Genomic DNA, 21,392 nt, shown 5'->3' with positions numbered 1-21,392 from the left:
GTGGAGACCTACGATGCGATTGAAGAGAACAGTGATCGCCGCCAGTGCGATCGCTGCGCTGACGCTCACCGCGGCTTGTGGCGGCGGGGGTGGCGGTGGCGAGGACCCGGCCGGCGAGTTCAAGGCCGGCGGCGGCGCCGGCGCCGGTAAGGACGCAACGGCCGAGGGGCCGCTGGAGATCCCGTCCGACGCGAAGAAGGGCGGCACGATCACCGTGCTGTCCAACGCCGCCCCGCACACCCTCGACCCGACCAGGACCTACTACACCGACTCCGGTGCGATCATGTCCGGCCTGGTGACCCGCTCCCTGACGCAGTACGTGTACGACGAGGAGAGCGGCGACTCCGTCCTGGTCCCCGACATCGCCACCGACCTCGGTAAGGTCTCTGAGGACGGCCTGACCTGGACCTTCGAGCTGAAGGACGGGATCAAGTACGAGGACGGCACCGAGATCACCGCCGAGGACGTCGTCTACGGCATCAAGCGCTCCTTCGCCATCGACACGCTGACCGACGGCCCGACGTACCAGACGACGTTCTTCAAGGACGGTCAGAAGTACAAGGGCCCGTTCGCGGACACCGATGCCGAGCTGAAGAAGCTCCCCGACTACGACGCCAGCGCCGGCTGGTACGGCGGTGAGGACTACGACGGCGTCGAGGCCGACGGCAACAAGGTGATCATCCACCTGGCTCAGCCGTTCCCCGAGCTCGACTACTACGCCTCGTTCCCGGTCTTCTCGCCGATCCCGAAGGCCAAGGACAAGGACCCGCTGGCCTACGAGAGCCACCCGATGTCGACCGGCCCCTACAAGTTCGAGTCCTACAAGCCCGGCACCTCGCTGAAGCTGGTCAAGAACGAGCACTGGGACCCCGACACCGACCCCGGCCGCTTCCAGGCCGCGGACGCGTTCGACTTCAAGTTCGCCCAGGACACCGCGAAGCTCGAGAACCAGATCCTCGGCGACAAGGGCGCGGCGCAGGCGATGATGACGTACGACGACGTCACGCCTCCGACCTACAAGTCGATCAAGGAGAGCGCGCCGGACAACCTCATCGAGGGCACCTCGCCGTGCACCTACATGTACCGTCCGGACCAGACCAAGATCAAGGACAAGAAGATCCGCGAGGCCATCAGCTGGGCCTACCCCTACCAGGCAGCCTGGAAGGCCTCCGGCGAGATCGTCGGCGTCACCATCCAGCCCGGCACATCGCTCCTGCCCCCGGGCACCGCGGGCCGGGTCGAGTACCAGTACCCGGAGGGTCAGGACGGTCAGACCACCGACCCGGAGAAGGCCAAGGCGCTGCTGAAGGAGGCCGGGGCCGAGGGTTTCGAGATCAAGTGGCACTACCAGCGTGACGACGAGAACTCGGTGGCCAAGAAGGACCAGATGGTCAAGGGCTTCGAGGCGGCCGGCTTCAAGGCGACCCCGGTGGCCTCGACCGACGAGACCTACCGTGACGACGAGAGCAACCTCGACGCTCCGGTCAACCTCCGCTACGGCGGCTGGTGCTCCGACTGGCCCTCGGGTGGCTCGTGGTTCCCGGCGCAGTGGATCGGCTCGAACGCCAACAAGGCGGGCATGCCGAACCCGACCAACTTCAAGGAGGCCGACGCTGACGCGAAGCAGGCCGAGATCCTGAAGATGGACGCCGACGAGGTCCCCGCGGCCTGGGGCGAGTTCGACAAGTGGATGCAGGAGACCTACATGGTCGAGATCAACGCCGGCTACGACGCGAACGCCTTCATCAAGGGCTCGCAGGTCGGCGGGGTCGTCAACGACCCGGTCAAGGGCATGCCGAGCTTCTCCATCATGTACCTCAAGTGAGGTGATCCGGCCGGCGTGGGTGCACCCCACGCCGGCCGGACCTTCACTCAGGACACCGCAACTCTGGGCCAGCGCCCGTGGACATCTTCTAGGAAGCGAGACCTCCGTCCCATGATCGGTTTTGTCGTACGCCGGTTGATCTCGGCACTTCTCGTGCTGTTCGTGATCTCGGTGGCGGTCGTCGCGCTCTTCACCTATGGCCCGAGCGACCCGGCGGACGCGATGTGCCCTGAGCCCAAGTGCACCGCCGAGCGCCAGGATGCGATCCGGGAGGCGCTCAACCTGGATGCCCCGCTCCATGTTCAGTACACCGAATACATGGCCGGCATCTTCACGGGTCGCGAGATCGCCTTCGGCTCCGAGGCGTACGACTGTGAGACCCCGTGCTTCGGGGTCAGCTTCATCTACCGGGTCAATGTCTGGGACGACATCAAGGACCGGATCGGGCCGACGGTCTCGGTCGCGGTCGGCGCCGGTGTCACGATCCTGCTCATCGGCGTGCCCATCGGGATGTTCGCGGCCAGACGCCGGGGGACTTCGGCGGACAAGGCCGTCATCGGCGCGACGCTGGTGATCGAGTCGATTCCCTACTATCTGTTCGTCCTGCTCGCGTTCCTCTATCTCGCGGTCAGCGCCGGGATCTTCCCGCAGGAGGGCTACCACCCGCTGACCGACTCGCCCCTGAAGTGGGCCTGGGGCCTGATGCTGCCCTGGCTCGCGCTCGGCCTGGTGAACTCCTCCAAGTACGCCCGGTTCACCCGTGGCTCGATGATCGAGGCGTTCAATCAGGACTACGTCCGCACGGCGCGCGCCAAGGGCCTCGCGGAGCGGCGGATCGTCAACAAGCACGCGCTGCGCGCGGCGGTCGTGCCGATCGTGACGATCTTCGGCATCGACTTCGGCGCTCTGCTGACCGGCACCATCTTCACCGAGCTGATCTTCGGCATCCCCGGCCTCGGTCTGCGGGCCCTCAACGCGGTCAGCCAGAGCGACCTGCCGGTCATCGAGGCGACCACGCTGATCTCCGCCTTCATCATCGTGGTCACCAACCTCCTGGTCGACCTCTTCTACAGCGTGCTCGACCCACGCGTACGCCTCACCTGACCCCCACCCCTGTCGGCTGAGTCTGTCGGTGCCGGCCACTAGGGTTGGCGTGTGGACGGGTTGTTTGAGATGGGGGCTGCCGCAGGCGCCTCGCGCGGCGGGTCGCTGAGCCACAGCGACCATGCGGCTGCGCCGCTGGCGGTGCGGATGCGGCCGCGTACGCTCGAGGAGCTCGTCGGCCAGAGCTCGCTGAAGGCGTCCGGGTCGCCGCTGCACCAGGTCGTGGAGGGCGGGCAGTCGCTCTCGCTGCTGCTGTGGGGGCCGCCGGGGACCGGGAAGACGACCATCGCCTCGATCGTGAGCCGCTCCACCGACCGTCGCTTCGTCGAGGTCTCCGCGGTCTCGGCCGGTGTCAAGGAGGTCCGTGCGGCGATCGACTCGGCCCGCGCCGAGCTGGTCGCGACCGGCAAAGAGACGGTACTCTTCGTCGACGAGGTCCACCGGTTCAGCAAGGCGCAGCAGGACGCGCTGCTGCCGGGCGTGGAGAACCGCTGGGTCACGCTGGTCGCCGCCACCACGGAGAACCCCTTCTTCTCGGTGATCTCGCCGCTGCTGTCGCGCTCGCTGCTCCTACGGCTCGAGTCGCTCACCGACGACGACATCCGTGGCGTACTGCTGAAGGCGGTCGAGGACGAGCGTGGCCTCGGCGGCTCGGTGACGCTGACGGACGACGCGCTCGACCATCTCGTACGCCTCGCCGGCGGCGACGCACGGCGGTCGCTGACGTATCTCGAGGCCGCGGCCGGGGCGGCCTCTGGTGGGGAGATCACCCTCGAGGCGGCCGAGCGGGCTGTCGACCAGGCGGCGGTGCGCTATGACCGGCAGGGTGACCAGCACTACGACGTGGTCAGCGCCTTCATCAAGTCGGTGCGCGGCTCGGACGCCGACGCGGCGCTGCACTACCTGGCGCGGATGATCGAGGCGGGGGAGGACCCCCGGTTCATCGCCCGCCGGCTGATGATCCTGGCCTCCGAGGACATCGGCCTGGCCGACTCGACGGCGCTGCAGACCGCGGTCGCCGCGGCCCAGACCGTGCAGCTGATCGGGATGCCCGAGGCCCAGCTCACCTTGGCGCACGCGACGATCGCGCTCGCCGTCGCGCCGAAGTCCAACGCGGTCACGAACGCCATCTTCGCCGCGCGCGCCGACGTCGCGGCCGGGAAGATCGGCAACGTCCCGCCACACCTGCGCGACGCCCACTACGAGGGCGCGAAGAAGATCGGGCACGGCGAGGCGTACAAGTACGCCCACGACGAGCCGTTCGGCATCGCGACGCAGCAGTACGCGCCCGACGCGGTGACCGACGCGGAGTACTACCAGCCGACCACCCACGGAGCCGAAGCCGGAGTGAAGGAACGTTGGGAGCGTGTCCGGAAAATCGTGCGCGGACAGGATGGATAGGGTAGGCGAACCATGACGAACTCGAGCATGCCCGGGTGGGCGCTGGTGGCGACGCTGACGGCAGTGGGGGTCCTGGTCCTCATCTCGCTGGTGGCCGTGCTGCTCGCGCTCCGGGCACGCCGCGCAGCGCGGCGCCGGCTCGAGGAGGCCGTGGCCAGCGAGGCCGAGCTGCGCGAGCGGCTCGAGGCGCTGGAGAAGCGGCTGGCTCCGCCCGAGCCGACTGGCAGGCGGCGGCGCCGGGACGTCGCCGAGAGAGAGTATGTGATCACCTCCCTCGGGGAGGACGGCGAGCCTGCCGAGGTCGAGCAGGTGGTGCAGCGTACGTTGACCGCACCGGCCTTCGCGGACGCGGTGTTCCGGGAGACCGTGGTGCACGGCGCCGCGCTGGTCCACGGGGTACGCCGGGCGCTCTCGCCCGAGGTGCGGTTCAAGATCCGCTACGAGATGCACCGCGAGGTCAAGCGGTCACGCAAGGACCGGAAGAGCGAGATGCGCGAGGCGCTGCGCGAATACCGTGCGCGCCAGCGCGCGGCAGTTGACGAGGACGTACGTATGGAGGACTCCCTATGAGGGGCGCGATCTGGTTCGTGGTCGGTGCGGGTGCGGGCGTGTACGCGATGGTCAAGGGGCGGCGGGCCGCGGAGGCCTTCACCGCCGACGGCCTGCGCGACCGGGCCCAGGCGCTCGGCGTCGGCGCGCGGATCTTCCGCGACGAGCTGGCCACCGGCAAGGCCGAGAAGGAGCTCGAGCTCCGGGAGTGGATCGAAGCGAAGACAGCCGGGCCGAAACAGATTGGCGCCGCAGGCGCCGAGCAGCACAGACTTGCCCCAGAGATCGGGCACAGAAGCGGGCCGACCGAGGACCCGATGCAGAACACGGAAGGTAGTACCCCCTGATGGAGTGGTTGAGCACGGCGGAGATCCGCCGCCGTTTCACGGCGCATTTCGCCGAGAACACCGAGATCGGCGAGCACACGGTGGTGCCGTCGGCATCGCTCCTGCTCGACGACCCCAACCTGCTCTTCGTCAACGCAGGCATGGTGCCCTTCAAGCCCTACTTCCTCGGCCAGGCCACCCCGCCCTACGACCGGGCGACGTCGGTGCAGAAGTGCATCCGTACGCCCGACATCGAGGAGGTCGGCAAGACCACCCGGCACGGCACCTTCTTCGAGATGTGCGGCAACTTCTCCTTCGGTGACTACTTCAAGGAGGGCGCGATCACGCTCGCCTGGGAGCTGGTCACCAAGTCGGTCGCCGACGGTGGCTTCGGCTTCGACGAGTCCGTTCTCTACCCGTCCGTGCTCAACGGCGACGAGGAGGCGGTGGCGCTCTGGAAGACGATCGCCGGCCTCCCCGACGACCGCATCGTGCGGCTGCCCCCGAGCGAGAACTACTGGTCGATGGGCGTGCCCGGGCCCGGTGGTCCGTGCTCGGAGATCCTGATCGACCGCGGCCCGGAGTTCGGCGCCGACCGTGACTGGGACGCCGGCGACCGCTACCTGGAGTTCTGGAACCTCGTCTTCATGCAGGACAACGTCGTCGCGGCGCGGTCCAAGTACGACGTCGACATCGACGGCGCCCTGCCGCAGAAGAGCATCGACACCGGCCTCGGCCTCGAGCGTGTCGCCTACCTGATGCAGGGCAAGGCGAACATGTACGAGACCGACGTCGTCTTCCCCGTCATCGAGAAGGCGATGGAGCTGACCGGGAAGAAGTACGGCGCCGCCTACGAGGACGACGTCCGCTTCCGCGTCGTCGCCGACCACGTGCGCTCCTCGCTGATGCTGATCAGCGACGGCGTCACCCCCGGCAACGAGGGCCGCGGCTACGTCCTGCGGCGGCTGATGCGCCGCGCGATCCGCAACATGCGCCTGCTGGGCTACGAAGACCCGGCGATGCCCGAGCTGCTGCCGATCTCCCGCGACAAGATGGGGGAGACCTACACCGACCTGCACACCGGCTGGGACCGCATCAAGCGGATCGCCGACGCCGAGGAGGAGGCCTTCCGCAAGACGCTCGCGGCCGGCACCCAGATCTTCGACATGGCCGCGACCGAGGTGAAGTCGAGCGGGTCCACCACGTTCACGGGTGCCAAGGCGTTCCAGCTCCACGACACGTACGGCTTCCCGATCGACCTGACCCTCGAGATGGCCGCCGAGGCGGGTCTCGAGGTCGACGAGCCGGGCTTCCGCGGTCTGATGACCGAGCAGCGTGAGCGGGCCAAGGCCGACGCGCGCGCCAAGAAGGGCCAGCACGCCGACGTGTCGGTCTACCGCGGCATCCTCGACAGCAACGGTCCGACCGACTGGCAGGCCTACACGACCCTCGACACCGAGTCGAAGCCGATCGCTCTCCTCAAGGAGGGCAAGCGGGTCGACGTGCTCGGTCCCGAGGAGATCGGTGAGATCGTCCTCGACCGCACCCCGTTCTACGCCGAGTCCGGTGGTCAGTCCGCCGACGCGGGCATCATCGAGTTCGACGGTGGCCGGCTCGAGGTCGTCGACGTGCAGCGGCCGGTCAAGGGCCTCGTGGTGCACCAGGTCCGGGTCGTCGACGGCGAGTTCCACGGCGGTGAGTCGCTCGTGCACGCGCAGGTCGACCCCGAGTGGCGTCTCGGCGCCCGCCAGGCCCACTCCGGCACCCACGTGGTGCACGCGGCGCTGCGCGAGGTGCTTGGGCCGACCGCGCTGCAGTCGGGCTCCTACAACCGCCCCGGCTACCTGCGTCTCGACTACGGCTGGACCAAGGGTCTGACCCCCGAGCAGATGCATGAGGTCGAGGAGGTCTCCAACAACGCGCTGCGGGCCGACCTGCCGGTCGCGTGGGACTACATGACCCTGCCGCAGGCCAAGGAGTGGGGCGCGATCGCGCTCTTCGGTGAGACCTACGACGACTCCAAGGTGCGCGTCGTCGAGATCGGCGGCCCCTGGTCGCGTGAGCTGTGCGGTGGCACCCACGTGGACCACTCTGCCCAGATCGGCACGATCGTGGTCACCTCCGAGGCCTCGGTCGGCTCCGGCAACCGGCGCATCGAGGCCTACACGGGCGTCGAGGGCTTCAACTACCTCGCCCGTGAGCGCGACGTGGTCTCCGAGCTCAACCTGCTGCTCAAGACGCAGTCCGATGACGTCGTCGGCCGGGTCTCCGACCTGATGGAGCGCCTCAAGGCCGCCGAGAAGGAGATCGCTCGGGCGCGTACGGCACAGCTGCTCGCCTCCGGTGGCTCGATCGCGGCCTCCGCGGTCGACGTCAACGGCGTCCAGGTCGTCGCCCAGCGGGTTCCGGGTGTGGGCGGCGGCGACGCGCGCACGCTCGCCCAGGACGTACGCTCCCGGCTCGGTGACGCGCCGGCGGCTGTCGTGCTCATCGGTGACGCCGACGACAAGGTCGCGGTCGTGGCCGCGGTCAACCCGGCCGGCATCGCCAAGGGCGTCAAGGCGGGCGACCTGATCAAGGAGCTCGCGCCGGTCGTGGGTGGTCGCGGCGGTGGCAAGCCGGACTTCGCCCAGGGCGGCGGCACCGACGTGTCCAAGATCGACACCGCGCTCGGAATGGTCGCGACGCTGGTCGCGCAAGCCTGATGCGGCACGGCGTACGCCTCGGTCTCGATCCTGGCGACGCCCGGATCGGCGTCGCCAGGAGTGACCCCACGGGGTTCCTGGCGACGCCGCTCGAGACGGTCAAGAAGGGCCGCGGAGACCTCGCGCGCCTGCAGGCGATCGTCGCCGAGATCGCCGAGGAGTCGACGATGCTCGAGGTGGTCGTCGGGCTGCCCCGGTCCCTCAAGGGAGGGGAGAACCCGGCGACTGCTAAGGTCCGGAACTTCGCCGCGTCCTTGGCGCGGCGAGTGGCTCCGGTCCCGGTTCGCCTCGTCGACGAACGACTTACAACAGTTTCCGCGGAGGCTATGCTCCGAGACCGGGGGCGCAAGGGTCAGGACCGCCGAGCCGTGGTGGACATGGCCGCGGCGGTTGTGATCCTGCAACACGCATTGGACAGTGAGCGCGCTTCGGGGACCGCGCCTGGAGAGATCGTTGAGGTCGGTCATTGAGTGAGCGCTACTACCCCCCGGACCCGCGCGACCCGCGTCGCCCTGGCCAGGGGTCACATGGTCGCGATCCGCGCGGTGGCTACCCGCCGAGGCAGCAGCCTCCGCAGGATCCCCGAGACCCGCGCCGGATGCCGCCGCAGATGCCCGGGCAGATGCCGGGTCAGATGCCTCCGCAGCAGGGCCAGCCGGGTCGACGCCCGGGGCCTCGTCCGGTGCCAGGTGCCGGCACGCCCCCTCCGGGCTACGGCCGACAGGAGCCGCCGCAGCGGCCGGGCGGCTACGGCGGCCCGACCTACCAGCAGCAGCCTGCCTTCTTCGAGGGCGGTCCCTCGGACCACGATCCCTACTTCGACGAGGAGCCGCCCAAGCGCAAACGACGCTTCGGTGGCTGCCTCGCCGTCCTAGTGGCCATGGCGGTGGTCCTCGGTGGGTTCTACGTCGTGGGCGACCGGGCGATCGACTACGTCAAGGACATGGTCGCGCCTCCGGCCGACTACCCCGGCCCCGGCACCGACCCTGTCTCCTTCGAGGTGCACCAGGGCGACTCGGTCTCGGCGGTCGGCCGCAACCTGAAGGAGATCGGCGTTGTCGAGTCGGTCGACGCCTTCATCGAGGCGGCCAACGCCGAGGGGTTGACCGTCCAGGTCGGCTTCTACCCGCTGAAGAAGCAGATGAAGGCCGCCGACGTCGTCGAGATCCTCGCCAACCCGGAGAACATCGACACAGTCAACGTCACCATCACCGAGGGGTCGCGCGCCAAGGCGATCTACAAGGTGCTCGCCGAAAAGACCAAGAAGAAGCCGGCCGAGTTCAAGAAGGCCGCCCAGGACGCCGAGGCGATCGGTCTGCCCGACTACGCCAAGGGCAACGTCGAGGGCTACCTCTTCCCGGCGACGTACGCCTTCCCGCCCGACGCGACGCCGACCGAGATGCTGGCGATGATGGTCGATCGGTGGGAGCAGGCGCTCGGCGACAACGACATCGAGGCGCGCGCCAAGCAGCTCAAGTGCAGCGATGGCAAGGCGTGCACGGCTGAGCAGATCATGACCGTGGCCTCGCTCGTCGAAGCGGAAGGTCGCGGTGATGACATGCCCAAGATCGCGCGGGTGATCTACAACCGGCTCGATCCCAAGATCGATGACGGAGCCACGAACGGGACTCTCGGGATCGACGCATCGAACGCGTACGGCATCGGGAAGTCCGGCACCACCCAGCTGACATCTGCCGAGCTGGCCAAGGACACGCCGTACGACACCCGTCGTCGCGCTGGCCTGCCGCCGAGCCCGATCGGCTCGCCCGGTGACGCGGCGATCGAGGCGGCTCTCAACCCGGCCAAGGGCAACTGGCTCTTCTATATCACGGTGAACCTGAAGACAGGCGAGACCAAGTTCACCCGTGACTACAAGGAGTTCCAGGGCTGGAGCGACGACCTGGACGCGTACTGCGCGAAGAACAAGTGCTGATGCAAGGAGACGTTGATTGAAGTGCGCTGTTCTGGGTGATCCGATCGATCACTCGCTCTCCCCGACCCTCCACCAGGCTGCGTACGCCGAGCTGGAGATGTCCGACTGGTCCTACACGTCCACGCGCGTGCAGGCTGGTGGCCTGGCGAAGTACGTCGCCGACCTCGGCGGCGACTGGCCGCCGAGCCGGTGGCGTGGGCTGTCGGTGACGATGCCGCTCAAGCGGGAGGCGTATGAGCTGGCGCGGTCGATGTCGCCGCGGGCGCGGCTCGTGGGGGCGGTCAACACGCTGGTGCGCTCCTCGCACGGCTGGGTGGGGGACAACACCGACCTGCCCGGTGCGGTCGCGGCGATCCGGGAGCGCGCGGGCGAGGGATTCTCCTGCACGTCCGGTGCGATCCTGGGCGCCGGCGCGACCGCGGCCTCCACGGGCCTCGCGCTCGCCGAGCTCGGGGCCTCCCGGATCACGCTGCTGGCGCGCAACCCGGGCGCGGCGGGGGAGACGATCGAGATGATCTCGCGTCACCCGAGCAAGCCCGTCGTCTCCGTGCTGCCGCTGGACTCGGCGGTCGACGGTGTGGATGCGGTCGTCTCCACCGTCCCGGCGAAGGCGCAGACCCCGGAGCTCATCGATCGCTGGGCATCGACGCCGGTCGTCTTCGACGTCGTCTACGACCCGTGGCCCTCGCCGCTGCTCTCCGTCGCTCCCGGCGTGGCGGTGAGCGGTCTGGATCTGCTCGTACACCAGGCGGTGCTGCAGTTCGAGCTCTTTACGGGCCGTCCTGCACCTCTCGCGGCGATGCGGGCAGCGGGGGAGAAGGCGCTGGGCATCAGGGAGTCCAGTATGGAGCCGTCACCGGCATGAGTCCCGGGGCGGTCGTGCTGGTGAGTGCGGCCGTCGCCGGTCTGCTCGCTCTCGGGGTGCCGCCTCTGCTTCGCCGGCTCCCTGAACCGGTCGACGACCCGCCGGCGGTCTCCTATGCCACCGTGGCCGGGTGGCCCCCGCTACTGCCTCTCGCGGTGGTCGTCTCCGCGGCGCTCGCCGGACTGCTCGCCTGGCAGGTAGAGCCCTCGCGCCTGATGGTGGCGCTGGTGCCGCTCACACCTGTCTGGGTTCTGCTGGCCTACGTCGACTGGCGCGTCCAGCGGCTGCCGAAGGTGCCGATCCTGGTGGCGACCGCGGTCGGGATCGGCCTGCTCGCCGCCGAGTGGCTCTGGACGCGTGACACCGCGGCGGCTCTCGGTGCCCTTACGGGGCTGGTGATCGGGCGCTCGGCGTTCTGGCTGCTGTGGCGGATGCTGCCGCACGCGATGGGCTTCGGCGACGTACGGCTCGCGGCGCTCGTCGGTCTGGTCCTCGGCCGCCTCGGCTGGGAGCAACTGGCCCTCGGGCTGTGGGCCGGGCTGGCGATCTTCGGTGTTTGGGGCATCGGACGCGCCGTCGCACAACGCTCGCGCACGGCGATGCGTGAGCCCCTGGCGTACGGGCCGTTCATGATTCTGGGCATGCTCGTCGGTGTGCTCGCCGTCTCGCTTTGAGCCCGGGTGCGCGGGCTTGTGCGGCGGGGATGAAAGACTGATCCCATGTTGCGTTGGCTCACTGCGGGCGAGTCCCATGGTCCGTCCTTGACGGCCGTGATGGAGGGTCTGCCCGCCCACGTCCGGATCACCTCTGACGACATCGCTGATGCCCTGGCCCGGCGGCGGCTCGGCTATGGCCGCGGCGCCCGGATGAAGTTCGAGAAGGACCAGGTGCGGATCACCGGCGGCGTACGCCACGGGGAGTCGCAGGGCGGTCCGGTCGCGATCGAGGTCGGCAACACCGAGTGGCCCAAGTGGGAGACCGTGATGGCCTCCGACCCGGTCGACGCCGACGTGCTGGCCAGCCAGGCCCGCAACGCGCCGCTGACCCGGCCGCGGCCCGGTCACGCCGACCTGGTCGGGATGCAGAAGTACGACTTCGACGACGCCCGCCCGATCCTGGAGCGTGCCTCGGCCCGCGAGACCGCGGCCCGCGTCGCGCTCGGCGCGGTCGCCTCGGCCTTCCTCGAGCAGGCGCTCGGCGTCCGTCTGGTCTCCCACGTTCTGGAGATCGGTGGAGTCCGTACGCCTGGCCGCGAGGTCCCCGCTCCCGAGGACGTGGCGCGCTTGGACGAGGACCCGGTGCGGGTGCTCGACCCCGACGGCTCCAAGCAGATGGTCGCCCGCATCGACGAGGCCCACAAGGACGGCGACACCCTCGGCGGCGTCGTCGAGGTCGTCGTCCACGGGCTGCCGCCGGGCCTCGGCTCCCACGTGCACTGGGACCGGCGCCTCGACGCGCGCCTGGCCGGTGCGCTGATGGGCATCCAGGCGATCAAGGGTGTCGAGGTCGGCGACGGCTTCGAGCTCGCCGCGACACCGGGCTCCAAGGCCCACGACGAGATCGTTCCCTCCGTCGACGGCATCCGCCGCGCCTCCGGGCGCTCCGGCGGCACCGAGGGTGGCATGTCGACCGGCGAGATCCTGCGTGTGCGCGCCGCGATGAAGCCGATCGCGACCGTGCCGCGTGCGCTGCGCACCGTCGACGTGGCCACCGGTGAGGAGGCCGTCGCGCATCACCAGCGCTCCGACGTCTGTGCGGTGCCTGCTGCCGGTGTCGTCGCCGAGGCGATGGTCGCGCTCGTACTGGCCGAGGCGGCGCTGGAGAAGTTCGGTGGCGATTCGGTCGGCGAGACCGCGCGCAACGCCAAGTCCTACCTCGAGAACCTGAGGTACGTGTGATGCCGGCTGTCGTGCTCGTCGGCCCGATGGGCGCGGGCAAGTCGACCGTCGGTGCGCTGCTCGCGTCCCGTCTCGGGGTCACGCTACGTGACACGGACGAGGACATCGCGGCCGCCGCAGGCAAGAGCGTGCAGGACATCTTCGTCGACGAGGGCGAGGCTCACTTCCGTGCGGTCGAGGCCGACGCGGTCGCCGCCGCGCTCGCTGAGCACGACGGGGTCGTCTCACTCGGCGGCGGCTCCGTTCTGGCTGATCGGACCCAGATCCTGCTCAAGGAGCACACCGTCGTCTACCTGCGGGTCGGGGTCGCGGACGCGGTCAAGCGGGTCGGGCTCGGCTCGGGACGCCCGATGCTGCTCGGCAACGTACGCGGCCGCATCAAGACGCTGCTGGAGGAGCGCGCACCCATCTATGAGTCGGTCGCGACGCTGGTCGTCGACACCGACGGCCGTGCGGCCGACGACGTCGCCGCCGAGCTCGCCACCGCCCTGACCGCGCTGAACACCACGGAGTAGAAGTGACCGAGACAGTCAGCACCGTCATCAGGGTCGAGAGCGCCGCTGCGTACGACGTCGTCATCGGGTCCGGCCTCGCCGGCCGGCTCCAGGGGCTGCTGGGCGAGAGCGTTCAGCGGGTGGCGTTCCTCTACGCCGCCGACCTGGCCGAGTACGCCGAGCCGGTGCTCGAGGAGCTGCTGAAGCACTACGACGTGCTCGGCCTCGGGCTGCCCAGCGGCGAGGACCAGAAGACGGTCGCGGTCGCCAACGACTGCTGGGAGGCACTGGGGGAGAAGGGCTTCACCCGCTCCGACGCCGTCGTCACCTTCGGTGGTGGCGCGACCACGGACCTCGGCGGGTTCGTCGCGGCCGGCTGGCTGCGCGGCGTACGCGTCGTGCATGTGCCCACCACCGTGCTTGCCATGGTCGACGCCGCGGTCGGCGGCAAGACCGGCGTCAACACCGCCGCCGGCAAGAACCTCGTCGGGGCGTTCCACGAGCCCGCCGGCGTACTGTGCGACCTCGCCCTCCTCGAGACCCTGCCGGAGGCCGACCTGATCGCCGGGCTCGGCGAGGTCGTCAAGTGCGGCTTCATCGCCGACCCCGAGATCCTGCGCCTGGTCGAGGAGACGGACAAGATCACCGCTTCATCGCCCGTTCTCGCCGAGCTGGTCGAGCGCGCGATCCGGGTCAAGGCCGAGGTCGTCGCCGCCGACCTGAAGGAGACCGGCGGCGCCGACGGCCATCCCGGCCGCGAGACGCTCAACTATGGCCACACGCTCGCCCACGCGCTCGAGAAGCACTCCGGCTTCTCGATCCGCCACGGTGACGCGGTCGCGGTCGGTTGCGTGTACGCCGCCGAGCTCGCCCGCCTCTCCGGAGTCCTCTCCGACGAGGTCGCCGCGCGGCACGCCCCGACCTTCGCGAAGGTCGGCCTCCCGACCACCGTCAAGGAGCTGGGCGTCGAGGCCGGCTTCGACGACCTCATCGGTGCCATGCGGGTCGACAAGAAGACCCGCGGTTCCGTGCTCCGCTTCCTCGTCCTCCACGACCTCGCCGACCCCCGCATCCTCACCGGCCCGTCCGAGGAGCAGCTGCGGGAGGCGTACGAGGTCGTTGGCGGCTAGGGCTCCCGCGGTGGCGGTCTTGCTGGCATAGGCACGGGCGCAGCTTGGCAACCTGATGTGCTGGGCCGTCCACGGCGATAGGTTGCGAGGATGCGGTCGTACGAGGAGCTCAGGTGGATCGCGGTTTTCTACAAGCACGTCCGTCCGTTCTACCTCAAGGCCGAGTGGGTTGCGCACGATTGGACGCTTCGTCGCCGCATCGAGCGTGCGGGACGGAGGGTCAGACTGAGTGATGTCAGGCGGATGCTCCGCGGCACGTGGCGCGAGAGTTCGGTGGCTGCCTGGTACTGCCTGCGGTTTCCTCCCGAATCGGTGGTGAGCGATCTGGAAGTCGCGCTGGCGCATGCTTACTCGTCGAAGAACGCGCACACCCTCGCCGCAGCCGCCGTGGCACTTCTGGGTCCGCAAGCGTTGAGGATGCTGGAGTCGGCGCCGTGCTTGAACGACGCGGAGCCGGGGGATGACAGTGCAGCGGGAGTGGTTGCTGCCGCGATCGAAGAGGTCGGCGGCACGCCTCCCAATCGCCCCGATGACGATGACCGCGCTTGGTTCCAAGGGTTGCTCAGGACGGCTCGAGATCTGCAGGTGGCGTACCGAGGTGCTCGCACAACCTAGGAGGTCTGGAGCCGGATACAGGCCCGAGCCCTCCTACGTTCGGCTCACTTTCCGGACCAGCGCGCGATGTCCTCGTCGGTGACCTCGACGGGACCCTCGACACGCTGGGTGGCGCGGATGTGGTTGCCGAAGGGGTCGCGGAAGGCGCAGTCGATGCCGTAGGGCTGCTTGGTCGGCTTGTCGGTGAACTCGACGCCCTTGGCGGACAGCTCCTCGTAGAGCTTCTCGCAGTCGTCGGTGTTGAAGATGACCACGGCGCCCATGGCTCCCTTGGTGACCAGGTCGCGCAGCTGGTCGGCGGTCTCCTCGCTGTGGGCGGGGGAGCCGCCCGGGACCTCGAGCAGGAGCTGGCGGTCGGGGTCACCGGGAAGGTGGATGGTGAGCCAGCGCATGAAGCCCATGTCGACGTCGCTCCCGACCTCCAGCCCGAGCTTGCCGACATAGAAGTCGAGCGCCTCGTCCTGGTCGAGCACGTAGATTCCGGTGATGTTGATGTTGGTCAGCATGCGACCAGTCTGCGGCGGTTCGACGCCGGGCGCTTCTCCGAAACTGCTCAGCTCGCCGGCCGCATCCAGACGCGGGCGACACATCCCGGTACGGCCGGGCTGTCGGCCCGGGCGCGGTAGTCGGTCGGCGAGACGCCGACGATGTCGCGGAACGTACGACTGAACGTGCCGAGGCTCGTGAAGCCGACCGTGAGCGCGACATCAGTCACCGGGGTCGCGGTGTCTCGCAGCAGCGCCATCGACCTCTCGATCCGGCGCCGCTGCAGGTAGCGGTGCGGGGTCTCCCCGAAGACCGCCTTGAACCGGCGGCTGAAGTGCGCCGGCGACACGTGGGCGACGCGGGCGATCGCAGCGACGTCGAGCGGCTCGGCGTAGTGCCGGTCCATCGCGTCACGCGCCCGCAGCAAGCGGCGATTCTCGTCCTCGCGCGGCGTCATGCCCCGAGCGTATGCCGAGTCGGCTCGTCATGACGAGCCGACTCGGCAGGGCTTCTAGCAGGTCACAGACCCATGTCCTTAGCAATAATTAGCTTCATGACCTCGGAGGTGCCGCCGTAGATGCGGTTGACGCGGTTGTCGGCGTAGAGGCGGGCGATGGGGTACTCGTTCATGTAGCCGTAGCCGCCGTGGAGCTGGAGGCAGCGGTCGATGACGCGGTGGGCGACCTCGGTGCAGAACAGCTTGGCCGAGGCGGCCTCGGCGGCGGTGAGGGTGCCAGCATCCTCGGCCTCGATGGCGCGGTCGACCACGGCCTCGGCGGCGTCGACCTCGGCCTTGCACGCCGCGAGCTCGAACTTGGTGTTCTGGAAGGAGGCGACGGTGGTGCCGAAGACCTTGCGCTCGGCGACGTACTTCTTGGCGAACTCGACGGCGGCCGCGGCCTGGGCGTAGGCGCCGACGGCGATGCCGAGACGCTCGACGGGGAGATTCTGGCCGAGGTAGGAGAAGCCCTTGCCGACCTCGCCGAGGACGTCCTCGACCGGGACCTGCACGTCGGTGAAGGAGAGCTCGGCGGTGTCGGAGACCTTGAGACCCAGCTTGTCGAGCTTGCGGCCGACCTCGTAGCCCGGGAGCGAGGTGTCGACGGCGAGCAGGGTGATCCCGCCACGCCGATCGTCGGCGGAGGCCGGCGCGGTGCGGGCGCAGACGATCACGCGGTCGGCGTTGACGCCGCCGGTGATGAAGGTCTTGGCGCCGTTGAGGACGTAGTGCTTGCCGTCCTCGGTGAGCTTGGCGTTGGTGGTCATCCCGGCGAGGTCGGAGCCGGTGCCGGGCTCGGTCATCGCGATCGCCCACATCTCCTCACCGGAGACGAAGCCGGGCATCCAGCGCTCCATCTGCTCCTTGGTGCCGAGGTTGAGGAGATAGGGCAGGCACAGCCCGACATGGACGGACGAACCGCCGAAGGAGACGCCGGCGCGGGCGAGCTCCTCGGTCATCACGGCCGAGTACTTGAACGACTCGATCCCGGCGCCGCCGTACTCCTCGGGCACCTGAATGCCCCACACACCGAGCTCGCCGAGCTTGAGGTAGAAGTCGTGGGGGACGATCCCGGCCTCGTACCACTCGTCATAGACGGGGGAGACCTCCTTCTCGATGAACGAGCGGATGGTCTCGCGGAAGGACTGGTGGTCCTCGGTGTAGATCGTGCGGCGCATGGCGGTGTTGTCTCCTCGGTGCTTCCTTGTAGGGGTCAGGGGCGGGCGCCGACGGCGCGGAGCGCCAGGTCGGCATAGAAGTCGGCGAGCGCGTCGGGGGTCCAGGAGCCGTCGTCGCGGTACCACCGGGCCAGGTCGATGCCGAGCGAGAGCAGGGCGGTGGCGGCCTTGGCGGGGTCGGGGGTGTCGAAGTCGCCGCTGCGTACGCCTTCCTCGACGACCTCACGCATGACGGTGTCGATGGCGCGGCGCAGACCGGCGATCTCGCGGAAGTGCTCCTCGGTCAGCGCGGCGAGCTCGTAGTTGATGACCCGGGCCGTCGTGTGGGAGCGCGCGTGGAAGAGGACATAGGTGCGTACGGCGGCGGCGACCCGCTCGGCGGGCGTGGCGTCGGCGCGGGTCGCGTCGGTGACCGCCTCGAGGATCACCTCGTGGCCACGCACCGCGATCGCGTGCAGGAGCTCCTCCTTGGAGCGGTGGTGCACATAGACCGCCGCCGGGCTCAGTCCGGCCGCCGTGGCGATGTCGCGGGTGCTGGTGCCGTGGAACCCCTTGGCGGAGAAGGCCTGGACCGCCGCGTCGAGCAGACGGGCGCGGCTGCGGTCGCCGCGCGCCTGGGTGCTGGTGCGGACCTCGTTCATCGGGCATCCTCGTGTCGGTGTCACCTGGTGTCGGATCCAGTGTCGCACAATATAAGTGAGCGCTTAGATTGGGATCGCCGTCACCGTGTCGAGACGGCCCCGAAGACCGCCCGGAGCCCGTGACAGGATGGCCGGGTGAGCAAGAAGCTGCAGCCGGTCCTGGTCCTCAACGGCCCCAACCTCGGACGTCTCGGGAAGCGTCAGCCCGAGATCTACGGGCACACCACCCACGACGAGCTCGCCGCGATGTGCGTCGACTGGGGTCATGCGCTCGGCTTCGCCGTGGACGTACGTCAGACCAACCACGAGGGCGACATGGTCGACTGGCTCAACGCCGCGGCCGACAAGGAGATCCCGGTCGTGCTCAACGCCGCCGCCTGGACCCACTACTCCTACGCGATCTACGACGCCTGTGCGCAGCTGACCGCTCCGCTGGTCGAGGTGCACATCTCCGACCCGACCAAGCGTCCCGAGGTGTTCCGGCACACCAGCGTCGTCACCGACCACGCGGTCGCGGTCGTCGCCGGCAAGGGCATCGACGGCTACCACGAGGCGCTCTCGGTCATCGCCGCGAAGCTCGGCGACGCCTGATCGACGCCTGGCCCATCCCTGACCCATATTGGCGACCGCCGCCCCGGGTTCCGGGCGCACGCCGGTCCCAGGGCCACCGTGAGCCCATGGGTGGGCTGGCGGCAGGTCTCGCGCGGGTGCTTGGCGTGCTGGTCGCCGGCGGGGTGCTCGGTGCCCTGATCGGCGGCGTCGGCGGGCGGATCGTGATGTATCTGCTCATCCGGCTCACCCCTGCGGCCGACGGCGTGACCAGCGACGACGGGTTCGAGATGGGGCGGTTCACGCTGAGCGGCTCGCTCAACCTCGTCGCCATCGCCACGATCCTCGGCGTCGTCGGTGCGGTGCTCTACCTGGTGATCCGGTGGCTGCTGTTCGGGCCCTGGTGGTTCCGGGTCCTCAGCGTCACCCTCGCCGCCGGCGTGGGGGTGGGCAACCTCCTCGTGCACACCGACGGCGTCGACTTCACGCTGCTCGAGCCGGCCCTCGTCTCGGTGCTGGCGTTCGTGGCGGTCCCCGCGGCGTACGGTGCTGCGCTGACGGTGGTCGCCGAGCGGTGGATCCTGGCCGCATGGCCGGTCCCGCCGCGGACGGGGACCGCCGGGAGCGCCACGCTGTGGGTCCTGCGCGCGCTGGCGCTGGTCGTCGGCGTACTGTCACTGGTGGATCTCGCCGGGAAGGTCGCGATCCTCGCTTGATTCGGCCCTGTGCGGACTCGCGGATAGGATTCTCCGAGGCCCTTGGTGGCCCTGCGAACCCTGACGAACATTGACAATTGAAGCCTGCATCGGTGCAGGTCAAAGAGACGAAGGCTGACGGACGGTTATGGCGACGACGAACGACCTCAAGAACGGCATGGTGCTGAAGATCGAGGGCCAGCTCTGGCAGGTGGTCGAGTTCCAGCACGTGAAGCCCGGCAAGGGTCCGGCCTTCGTCCGCACCAAGCTGAAGAACGTCGAGTCGGGCAAGAACGTCGACAAGACCTTCAACGCCGGCACCAAGGTCGAGACCGCCACGGTCGACCGACGCTCGTTCCAGTACCTCTACAACGACGGCAACAACTTCGTCTTCATGGACGTCGCGGACTTCGACCAGGTCGAGGTGGGCCCGGAGATCATCGGCGACGGCGCCGGATTCCTCCTGGAGAACCAGGAGGTCATCCTGGCCACCAACGAGGGTCGCGTGCTCTTCGTCGAGCTCCCGCCGTCGGTCGAGCTCGTGATCTCCTACACCGAGCCCGGTGTGATGGGTGACTCGGCCACCGGCCGCACCAAGCCCGCCACCCTGGAGACCGGCGCCGAGATCCAGGTGCCGCTCTTCATCGAGCAGGGCGAGAAGATCAAGGTCGACACCCGCGAGGGCGGTTCCTACCTCTCCCGCGTCAAGGGCTGACCTGTGGCTCACGTCGCCACCGCCCGCACCAAGGCCCGTAAGCGCGCGCTCGACCTGCTCTTCGCCGCCGAAGCCCGTGGACTGTCCGCGGGTGATCTGCTCGACCAGCAGATCCGCGAGGGTCAGGTGCCCAACAACCCGTTCACGGTCAAGCTCGTCCGTGGCGTGGTCGCGGAGTCCGAGCGCATCGACGCTTTGATCGCCGCCTTCGCCAAGGACTGGTCGCTGGCCCGGATGCCCGCGGTCGACCGCAACGTCCTCCGTCTCGGCGTCTGGGAGCTCCTCGACGGCGATGTCGCCGCCGAGGTCGCGATCAGCGAGGCCACCGCCCTGGTGACCGAGCTGTCCACCGACGACTCGCCGTCCTTCGTCAACGGCGTGCTCGCCGCGGTCGCGAAGGACCTCGCCAAGGCCTGATCAGCAGGAGACGTACGCCTGCCCGGGACCGTTCCGGGCAGGCGTAGCGTCATTTCGGGGTGCGGCGCGACGCGTGTGTTTTCCGGTTATCGACGATTGCTTCGGTCGGGACCGTATGTTTGGACCCAAGGCTGTGATGGAGGCCGTAAACAAGCACCCGTATTCGGAGAGCGCATGACGCAGGAGAACAACCCCTACGACGAGCCGGACTCGCGCACCCGGCCGGCCGGCACCCCCTCGCACTGGGTGACGCCGCCCCCGCCGAACACGGCGGGACGGCCGCCGACGCCCCCGACCCAGCCCCATCCGGACCCGAGTCAGGAGGCGACTCGCATCACCAACCCACAGGTCACCACGACACCCGCCCCGCCCCCTCCGGCGGCGGTGACGCCGCCACCTCCGGCCGTCCATGGCCAGGAGGTCCCCAGCGCGACCGACTTTCTCGACCGGCGCGCGGAGTCGGCAGGGTTCGGCCCCGCGACCTGGGGCTGGCGAGGCGCGATCCGCAGGATGTCCGGCGGGCTGATCAGCCCGAAGATGGGGCAGGACGAGGTCGCCTACGAGCAGGACCGGGCGATGATCCAGCGCGACTTCGACGGACCGCGCACGATCGTCTTCATCAACCCCAAGGGCGGTGCCGCCAAGACCACCGGTGTTCTCGCGGCGGGCTACACCTTCGGCACCGTGCGCGGTGGCGGGATCGTGGCCTGGGACAACAACGAGACCCGCGGCACCCTCGGCATCCGCGGTATGCGGAGCACCCACCGCAACACCACCCGCGAGCTGCTCGACAACCTGGCCGCGTTCAACAACGTCTACCAGTCCCGCATCGGCGACCTCGGTGCCTTCGTACGCTCCCAGGGCGACGCCCACTTCGACGTGCTCGCCTCCGACGAGCGGCCCGATGTCACCGGCCAGATCCATGCCGACGACTTCGGGCAGGTGCACCAGCTGCTGGAACGCTTCTACAAGGTGATCCTGGTCGACACCGGCAACAACATGCGCGCCGAGAACTGGCTGGCCGCCGCCGACACCGCCGACCTGCTCGTGGTCACCTCTACGGTCCGCGAGGACACCGGCTACAGCGGCCTGTGGATGCTCGACGCGCTCCAGGAGTCGGGTTATGCCGACCTCAAGCTGAAGACGATCACCGTGCTCTCCGACCCGTCCCCGAAGGTCGACACCAACCTGGCGCGCGACCTCACCGAGGTCTACACGCAGCGCACCCGCGGGGTCTACCGGGTCCCGTTCGACCCGGTGCTCGTCGCGGGGTCCACGGTGCAGTACTCCCAGCTCTCGGAGGGGACCAAGATGTCGTGGCTGAAGGCCTGCGCTGGGATGGCCCACGCGCTCTAGCCGTCGACCGC

23 protein-coding genes are annotated in these 21,392 nt (G+C 69.1%); 19 read left to right on the top strand and 4 right to left on the bottom strand.

What is annotated here, in order from left to right; genetic code table 11:
• Positions 1 to 13: 13 nt before the first annotated feature.
• From ABTW65_RS04935 to ABTW65_RS04870, 14 genes are all read left to right on the top strand, one after another.
• Positions 14 to 1,825: an ABC transporter substrate-binding protein gene (locus ABTW65_RS04935; RefSeq protein WP_350658828.1), complete on the top strand. Its 1,812-nt coding sequence runs from the start codon at positions 14 to 16 to the stop codon at positions 1,823 to 1,825.
• Positions 1,826 to 1,936: 111 nt separating this feature from the next.
• On the top strand, positions 1,937 to 2,929 hold the full coding sequence (locus ABTW65_RS04930) for an ABC transporter permease (RefSeq protein WP_350658827.1): 993 nt from the start codon (positions 1,937 to 1,939) through the stop codon (positions 2,927 to 2,929).
• A 69-nt stretch (positions 2,930 to 2,998) separates the two neighbouring features.
• The gene (locus ABTW65_RS04925; protein WP_350659263.1) at positions 2,999 to 4,330 is read left to right on the top strand and encodes a replication-associated recombination protein A; all 1,332 of its coding nucleotides are present in this window, start codon (positions 2,999 to 3,001) and stop codon (positions 4,328 to 4,330) included.
• A 12-nt stretch (positions 4,331 to 4,342) separates the two neighbouring features.
• Complete coding sequence (locus ABTW65_RS04920; RefSeq protein WP_350658826.1) at positions 4,343 to 4,900, top strand: hypothetical protein; 558 nt, start codon at positions 4,343 to 4,345, stop codon at positions 4,898 to 4,900.
• Positions 4,897 to 5,226, top strand: coding sequence for a DUF6167 family protein (locus ABTW65_RS04915; protein ID WP_350658825.1), 330 nt, complete (start codon positions 4,897 to 4,899; stop codon positions 5,224 to 5,226). The genes ABTW65_RS04920 and ABTW65_RS04915 overlap by 4 nt, the downstream gene beginning before the upstream one ends.
• 8 nt (positions 5,227 to 5,234) lie before the next feature.
• Positions 5,235 to 7,910: an alanine--tRNA ligase gene (gene alaS / locus ABTW65_RS04910; RefSeq protein WP_502890551.1), complete on the top strand. Its 2,676-nt coding sequence runs from the start codon at positions 5,235 to 5,237 to the stop codon at positions 7,908 to 7,910.
• Positions 7,910 to 8,380: a Holliday junction resolvase RuvX gene (gene ruvX / locus ABTW65_RS04905; protein WP_350658823.1), complete on the top strand. Its 471-nt coding sequence runs from the start codon at positions 7,910 to 7,912 to the stop codon at positions 8,378 to 8,380. The genes alaS and ruvX overlap by 1 nt, the downstream gene beginning before the upstream one ends.
• 164 nt (positions 8,381 to 8,544) lie before the next feature.
• Positions 8,545 to 9,843, top strand: coding sequence for an endolytic transglycosylase MltG (gene mltG, locus ABTW65_RS04900; protein WP_350658822.1), 1,299 nt, complete (start codon positions 8,545 to 8,547; stop codon positions 9,841 to 9,843).
• A gap of 16 nt (positions 9,844 to 9,859) precedes the next feature.
• Complete coding sequence (locus ABTW65_RS04895; RefSeq protein ID WP_350658821.1) at positions 9,860 to 10,708, top strand: shikimate dehydrogenase; 849 nt, start codon at positions 9,860 to 9,862, stop codon at positions 10,706 to 10,708.
• Complete coding sequence (locus tag ABTW65_RS04890) at positions 10,705 to 11,382, top strand: prepilin peptidase (RefSeq protein ID WP_350658819.1); 678 nt, start codon at positions 10,705 to 10,707, stop codon at positions 11,380 to 11,382. The genes ABTW65_RS04895 and ABTW65_RS04890 overlap by 4 nt, the downstream gene beginning before the upstream one ends.
• A 45-nt stretch (positions 11,383 to 11,427) precedes the next feature.
• Positions 11,428 to 12,606, top strand: coding sequence for a chorismate synthase (aroC, locus tag ABTW65_RS04885; protein WP_350658818.1), 1,179 nt, complete (start codon positions 11,428 to 11,430; stop codon positions 12,604 to 12,606).
• Positions 12,606 to 13,121, top strand: a complete 516-nt coding sequence (locus ABTW65_RS04880; RefSeq protein WP_350658817.1) for a shikimate kinase — start codon at positions 12,606 to 12,608, stop codon at positions 13,119 to 13,121. The genes aroC and ABTW65_RS04880 overlap by 1 nt, the downstream gene beginning before the upstream one ends.
• A gap of 2 nt (positions 13,122 to 13,123) precedes the next feature.
• Positions 13,124 to 14,230 carry a 3-dehydroquinate synthase gene (gene aroB / locus ABTW65_RS04875; protein ID WP_350658816.1) on the top strand — a complete coding sequence of 369 codons (1,107 nt, stop codon included), beginning with the start codon at positions 13,124 to 13,126 and terminating at the stop codon, positions 14,228 to 14,230.
• A gap of 90 nt (positions 14,231 to 14,320) precedes the next feature.
• Positions 14,321 to 14,845 (top strand): hypothetical protein, encoded by a 525-nt coding sequence (locus tag ABTW65_RS04870; protein WP_350658815.1) that lies wholly within the window; start codon positions 14,321 to 14,323, stop codon positions 14,843 to 14,845.
• Positions 14,846 to 14,889: 44 nt separating this feature from the next.
• Here ABTW65_RS04870 and ABTW65_RS04865 read toward each other — a convergent pair whose 3' ends face one another.
• The 4 genes from ABTW65_RS04865 to ABTW65_RS04850 form a co-directional block, all read right to left on the bottom strand.
• The gene (locus ABTW65_RS04865) at positions 14,890 to 15,351 is read right to left on the bottom strand and encodes a VOC family protein (protein ID WP_350658814.1); all 462 of its coding nucleotides are present in this window, start codon (positions 15,349 to 15,351) and stop codon (positions 14,890 to 14,892) included.
• Positions 15,352 to 15,398: 47 nt separating this feature from the next.
• A complete protein-coding gene (locus tag ABTW65_RS04860) occupies positions 15,399 to 15,788 on the bottom strand; it encodes a helix-turn-helix domain-containing protein (protein WP_350658813.1) in 390 nt (129 codons plus the stop codon).
• A 62-nt stretch (positions 15,789 to 15,850) separates the two neighbouring features.
• Positions 15,851 to 17,008, bottom strand: a complete 1,158-nt coding sequence (locus ABTW65_RS04855; RefSeq protein WP_350658812.1) for an acyl-CoA dehydrogenase family protein — start codon at positions 17,006 to 17,008, stop codon at positions 15,851 to 15,853.
• A 35-nt stretch (positions 17,009 to 17,043) separates the two neighbouring features.
• Positions 17,044 to 17,649 (bottom strand): TetR/AcrR family transcriptional regulator, encoded by a 606-nt coding sequence (locus ABTW65_RS04850; protein ID WP_350658811.1) that lies wholly within the window; start codon positions 17,647 to 17,649, stop codon positions 17,044 to 17,046.
• Between the two features lie 135 nt (positions 17,650 to 17,784).
• On the opposite strand from ABTW65_RS04850, the gene ABTW65_RS04845 reads away from it, so the two are divergent.
• The 5 genes from ABTW65_RS04845 to ABTW65_RS04825 all read left to right on the top strand — a co-directional run bounded on the left by ABTW65_RS04845 (position 17,785) and on the right by ABTW65_RS04825 (position 21,381).
• Positions 17,785 to 18,240, top strand: a complete 456-nt coding sequence (locus tag ABTW65_RS04845) for a type II 3-dehydroquinate dehydratase (RefSeq protein ID WP_350658810.1) — start codon at positions 17,785 to 17,787, stop codon at positions 18,238 to 18,240.
• A gap of 86 nt (positions 18,241 to 18,326) precedes the next feature.
• Positions 18,327 to 18,914 (top strand): hypothetical protein, encoded by a 588-nt coding sequence (locus ABTW65_RS04840; protein ID WP_350658809.1) that lies wholly within the window; start codon positions 18,327 to 18,329, stop codon positions 18,912 to 18,914.
• 127 nt (positions 18,915 to 19,041) lie between these two features.
• Positions 19,042 to 19,608, top strand: coding sequence for an elongation factor P (gene efp, locus ABTW65_RS04835; RefSeq protein WP_141804907.1), 567 nt, complete (start codon positions 19,042 to 19,044; stop codon positions 19,606 to 19,608).
• Positions 19,609 to 19,611: 3 nt separating this feature from the next.
• Positions 19,612 to 20,025, top strand: a complete 414-nt coding sequence (nusB, locus tag ABTW65_RS04830; RefSeq protein WP_350658808.1) for a transcription antitermination factor NusB — start codon at positions 19,612 to 19,614, stop codon at positions 20,023 to 20,025.
• A gap of 174 nt (positions 20,026 to 20,199) precedes the next feature.
• Complete coding sequence (locus ABTW65_RS04825; RefSeq protein WP_350658807.1) at positions 20,200 to 21,381, top strand: MinD/ParA family ATP-binding protein; 1,182 nt, start codon at positions 20,200 to 20,202, stop codon at positions 21,379 to 21,381.
• Positions 21,382 to 21,392 lie beyond the last annotated feature (11 nt).

The sequence above is a fragment of the Nocardioides sp. NPDC127503 genome, assembly GCF_040302165.1.
Classification (GTDB): domain Bacteria; phylum Actinomycetota; class Actinomycetes; order Propionibacteriales; family Nocardioidaceae; genus Nocardioides.
This window is presented reverse-complemented; position numbering and strand designations above follow the sequence as displayed.

Coding starts and splice junctions, on each gene's coding strand:
- ABTW65_RS04915 (WP_350658825.1), top strand. CDS start 4,897: ATGAGGGGCGCGATCTGGTTCGTGGTCGGTGCGGGTGCGGGCGTGTAC.
- ABTW65_RS04890 (WP_350658819.1), top strand. CDS start 10,705: ATGAGTCCCGGGGCGGTCGTGCTGGTGAGTGCGGCCGTCGCCGGTCTG.
- ABTW65_RS04840 (WP_350658809.1), top strand. CDS start 18,327: ATGGGTGGGCTGGCGGCAGGTCTCGCGCGGGTGCTTGGCGTGCTGGTC.
- ABTW65_RS04925 (WP_350659263.1), top strand. CDS start 2,999: ATGGGGGCTGCCGCAGGCGCCTCGCGCGGCGGGTCGCTGAGCCACAGC.
- mltG (WP_350658822.1), top strand. CDS start 8,545: ATGCCTCCGCAGCAGGGCCAGCCGGGTCGACGCCCGGGGCCTCGTCCG.
- ABTW65_RS04930 (WP_350658827.1), top strand. CDS start 1,937: ATGATCGGTTTTGTCGTACGCCGGTTGATCTCGGCACTTCTCGTGCTG.
- ABTW65_RS04880 (WP_350658817.1), top strand. CDS start 12,606: ATGCCGGCTGTCGTGCTCGTCGGCCCGATGGGCGCGGGCAAGTCGACC.
- efp (WP_141804907.1), top strand. CDS start 19,042: ATGGCGACGACGAACGACCTCAAGAACGGCATGGTGCTGAAGATCGAG.
- ABTW65_RS04850 (WP_350658811.1), bottom strand. CDS start 17,649: ATGAACGAGGTCCGCACCAGCACCCAGGCGCGCGGCGACCGCAGCCGC.
- ABTW65_RS04865 (WP_350658814.1), bottom strand. CDS start 15,351: ATGCTGACCAACATCAACATCACCGGAATCTACGTGCTCGACCAGGAC.
- ABTW65_RS04855 (WP_350658812.1), bottom strand. CDS start 17,008: ATGCGCCGCACGATCTACACCGAGGACCACCAGTCCTTCCGCGAGACC.
- ABTW65_RS04870 (WP_350658815.1), top strand. CDS start 14,321: ATGCGGTCGTACGAGGAGCTCAGGTGGATCGCGGTTTTCTACAAGCAC.
- ruvX (WP_350658823.1), top strand. CDS start 7,910: ATGCGGCACGGCGTACGCCTCGGTCTCGATCCTGGCGACGCCCGGATC.
- ABTW65_RS04860 (WP_350658813.1), bottom strand. CDS start 15,788: ATGACGCCGCGCGAGGACGAGAATCGCCGCTTGCTGCGGGCGCGTGAC.
- aroC (WP_350658818.1), top strand. CDS start 11,428: ATGTTGCGTTGGCTCACTGCGGGCGAGTCCCATGGTCCGTCCTTGACG.
- ABTW65_RS04920 (WP_350658826.1), top strand. CDS start 4,343: ATGACGAACTCGAGCATGCCCGGGTGGGCGCTGGTGGCGACGCTGACG.
- ABTW65_RS04825 (WP_350658807.1), top strand. CDS start 20,200: ATGACGCAGGAGAACAACCCCTACGACGAGCCGGACTCGCGCACCCGG.
- ABTW65_RS04935 (WP_350658828.1), top strand. CDS start 14: ATGCGATTGAAGAGAACAGTGATCGCCGCCAGTGCGATCGCTGCGCTG.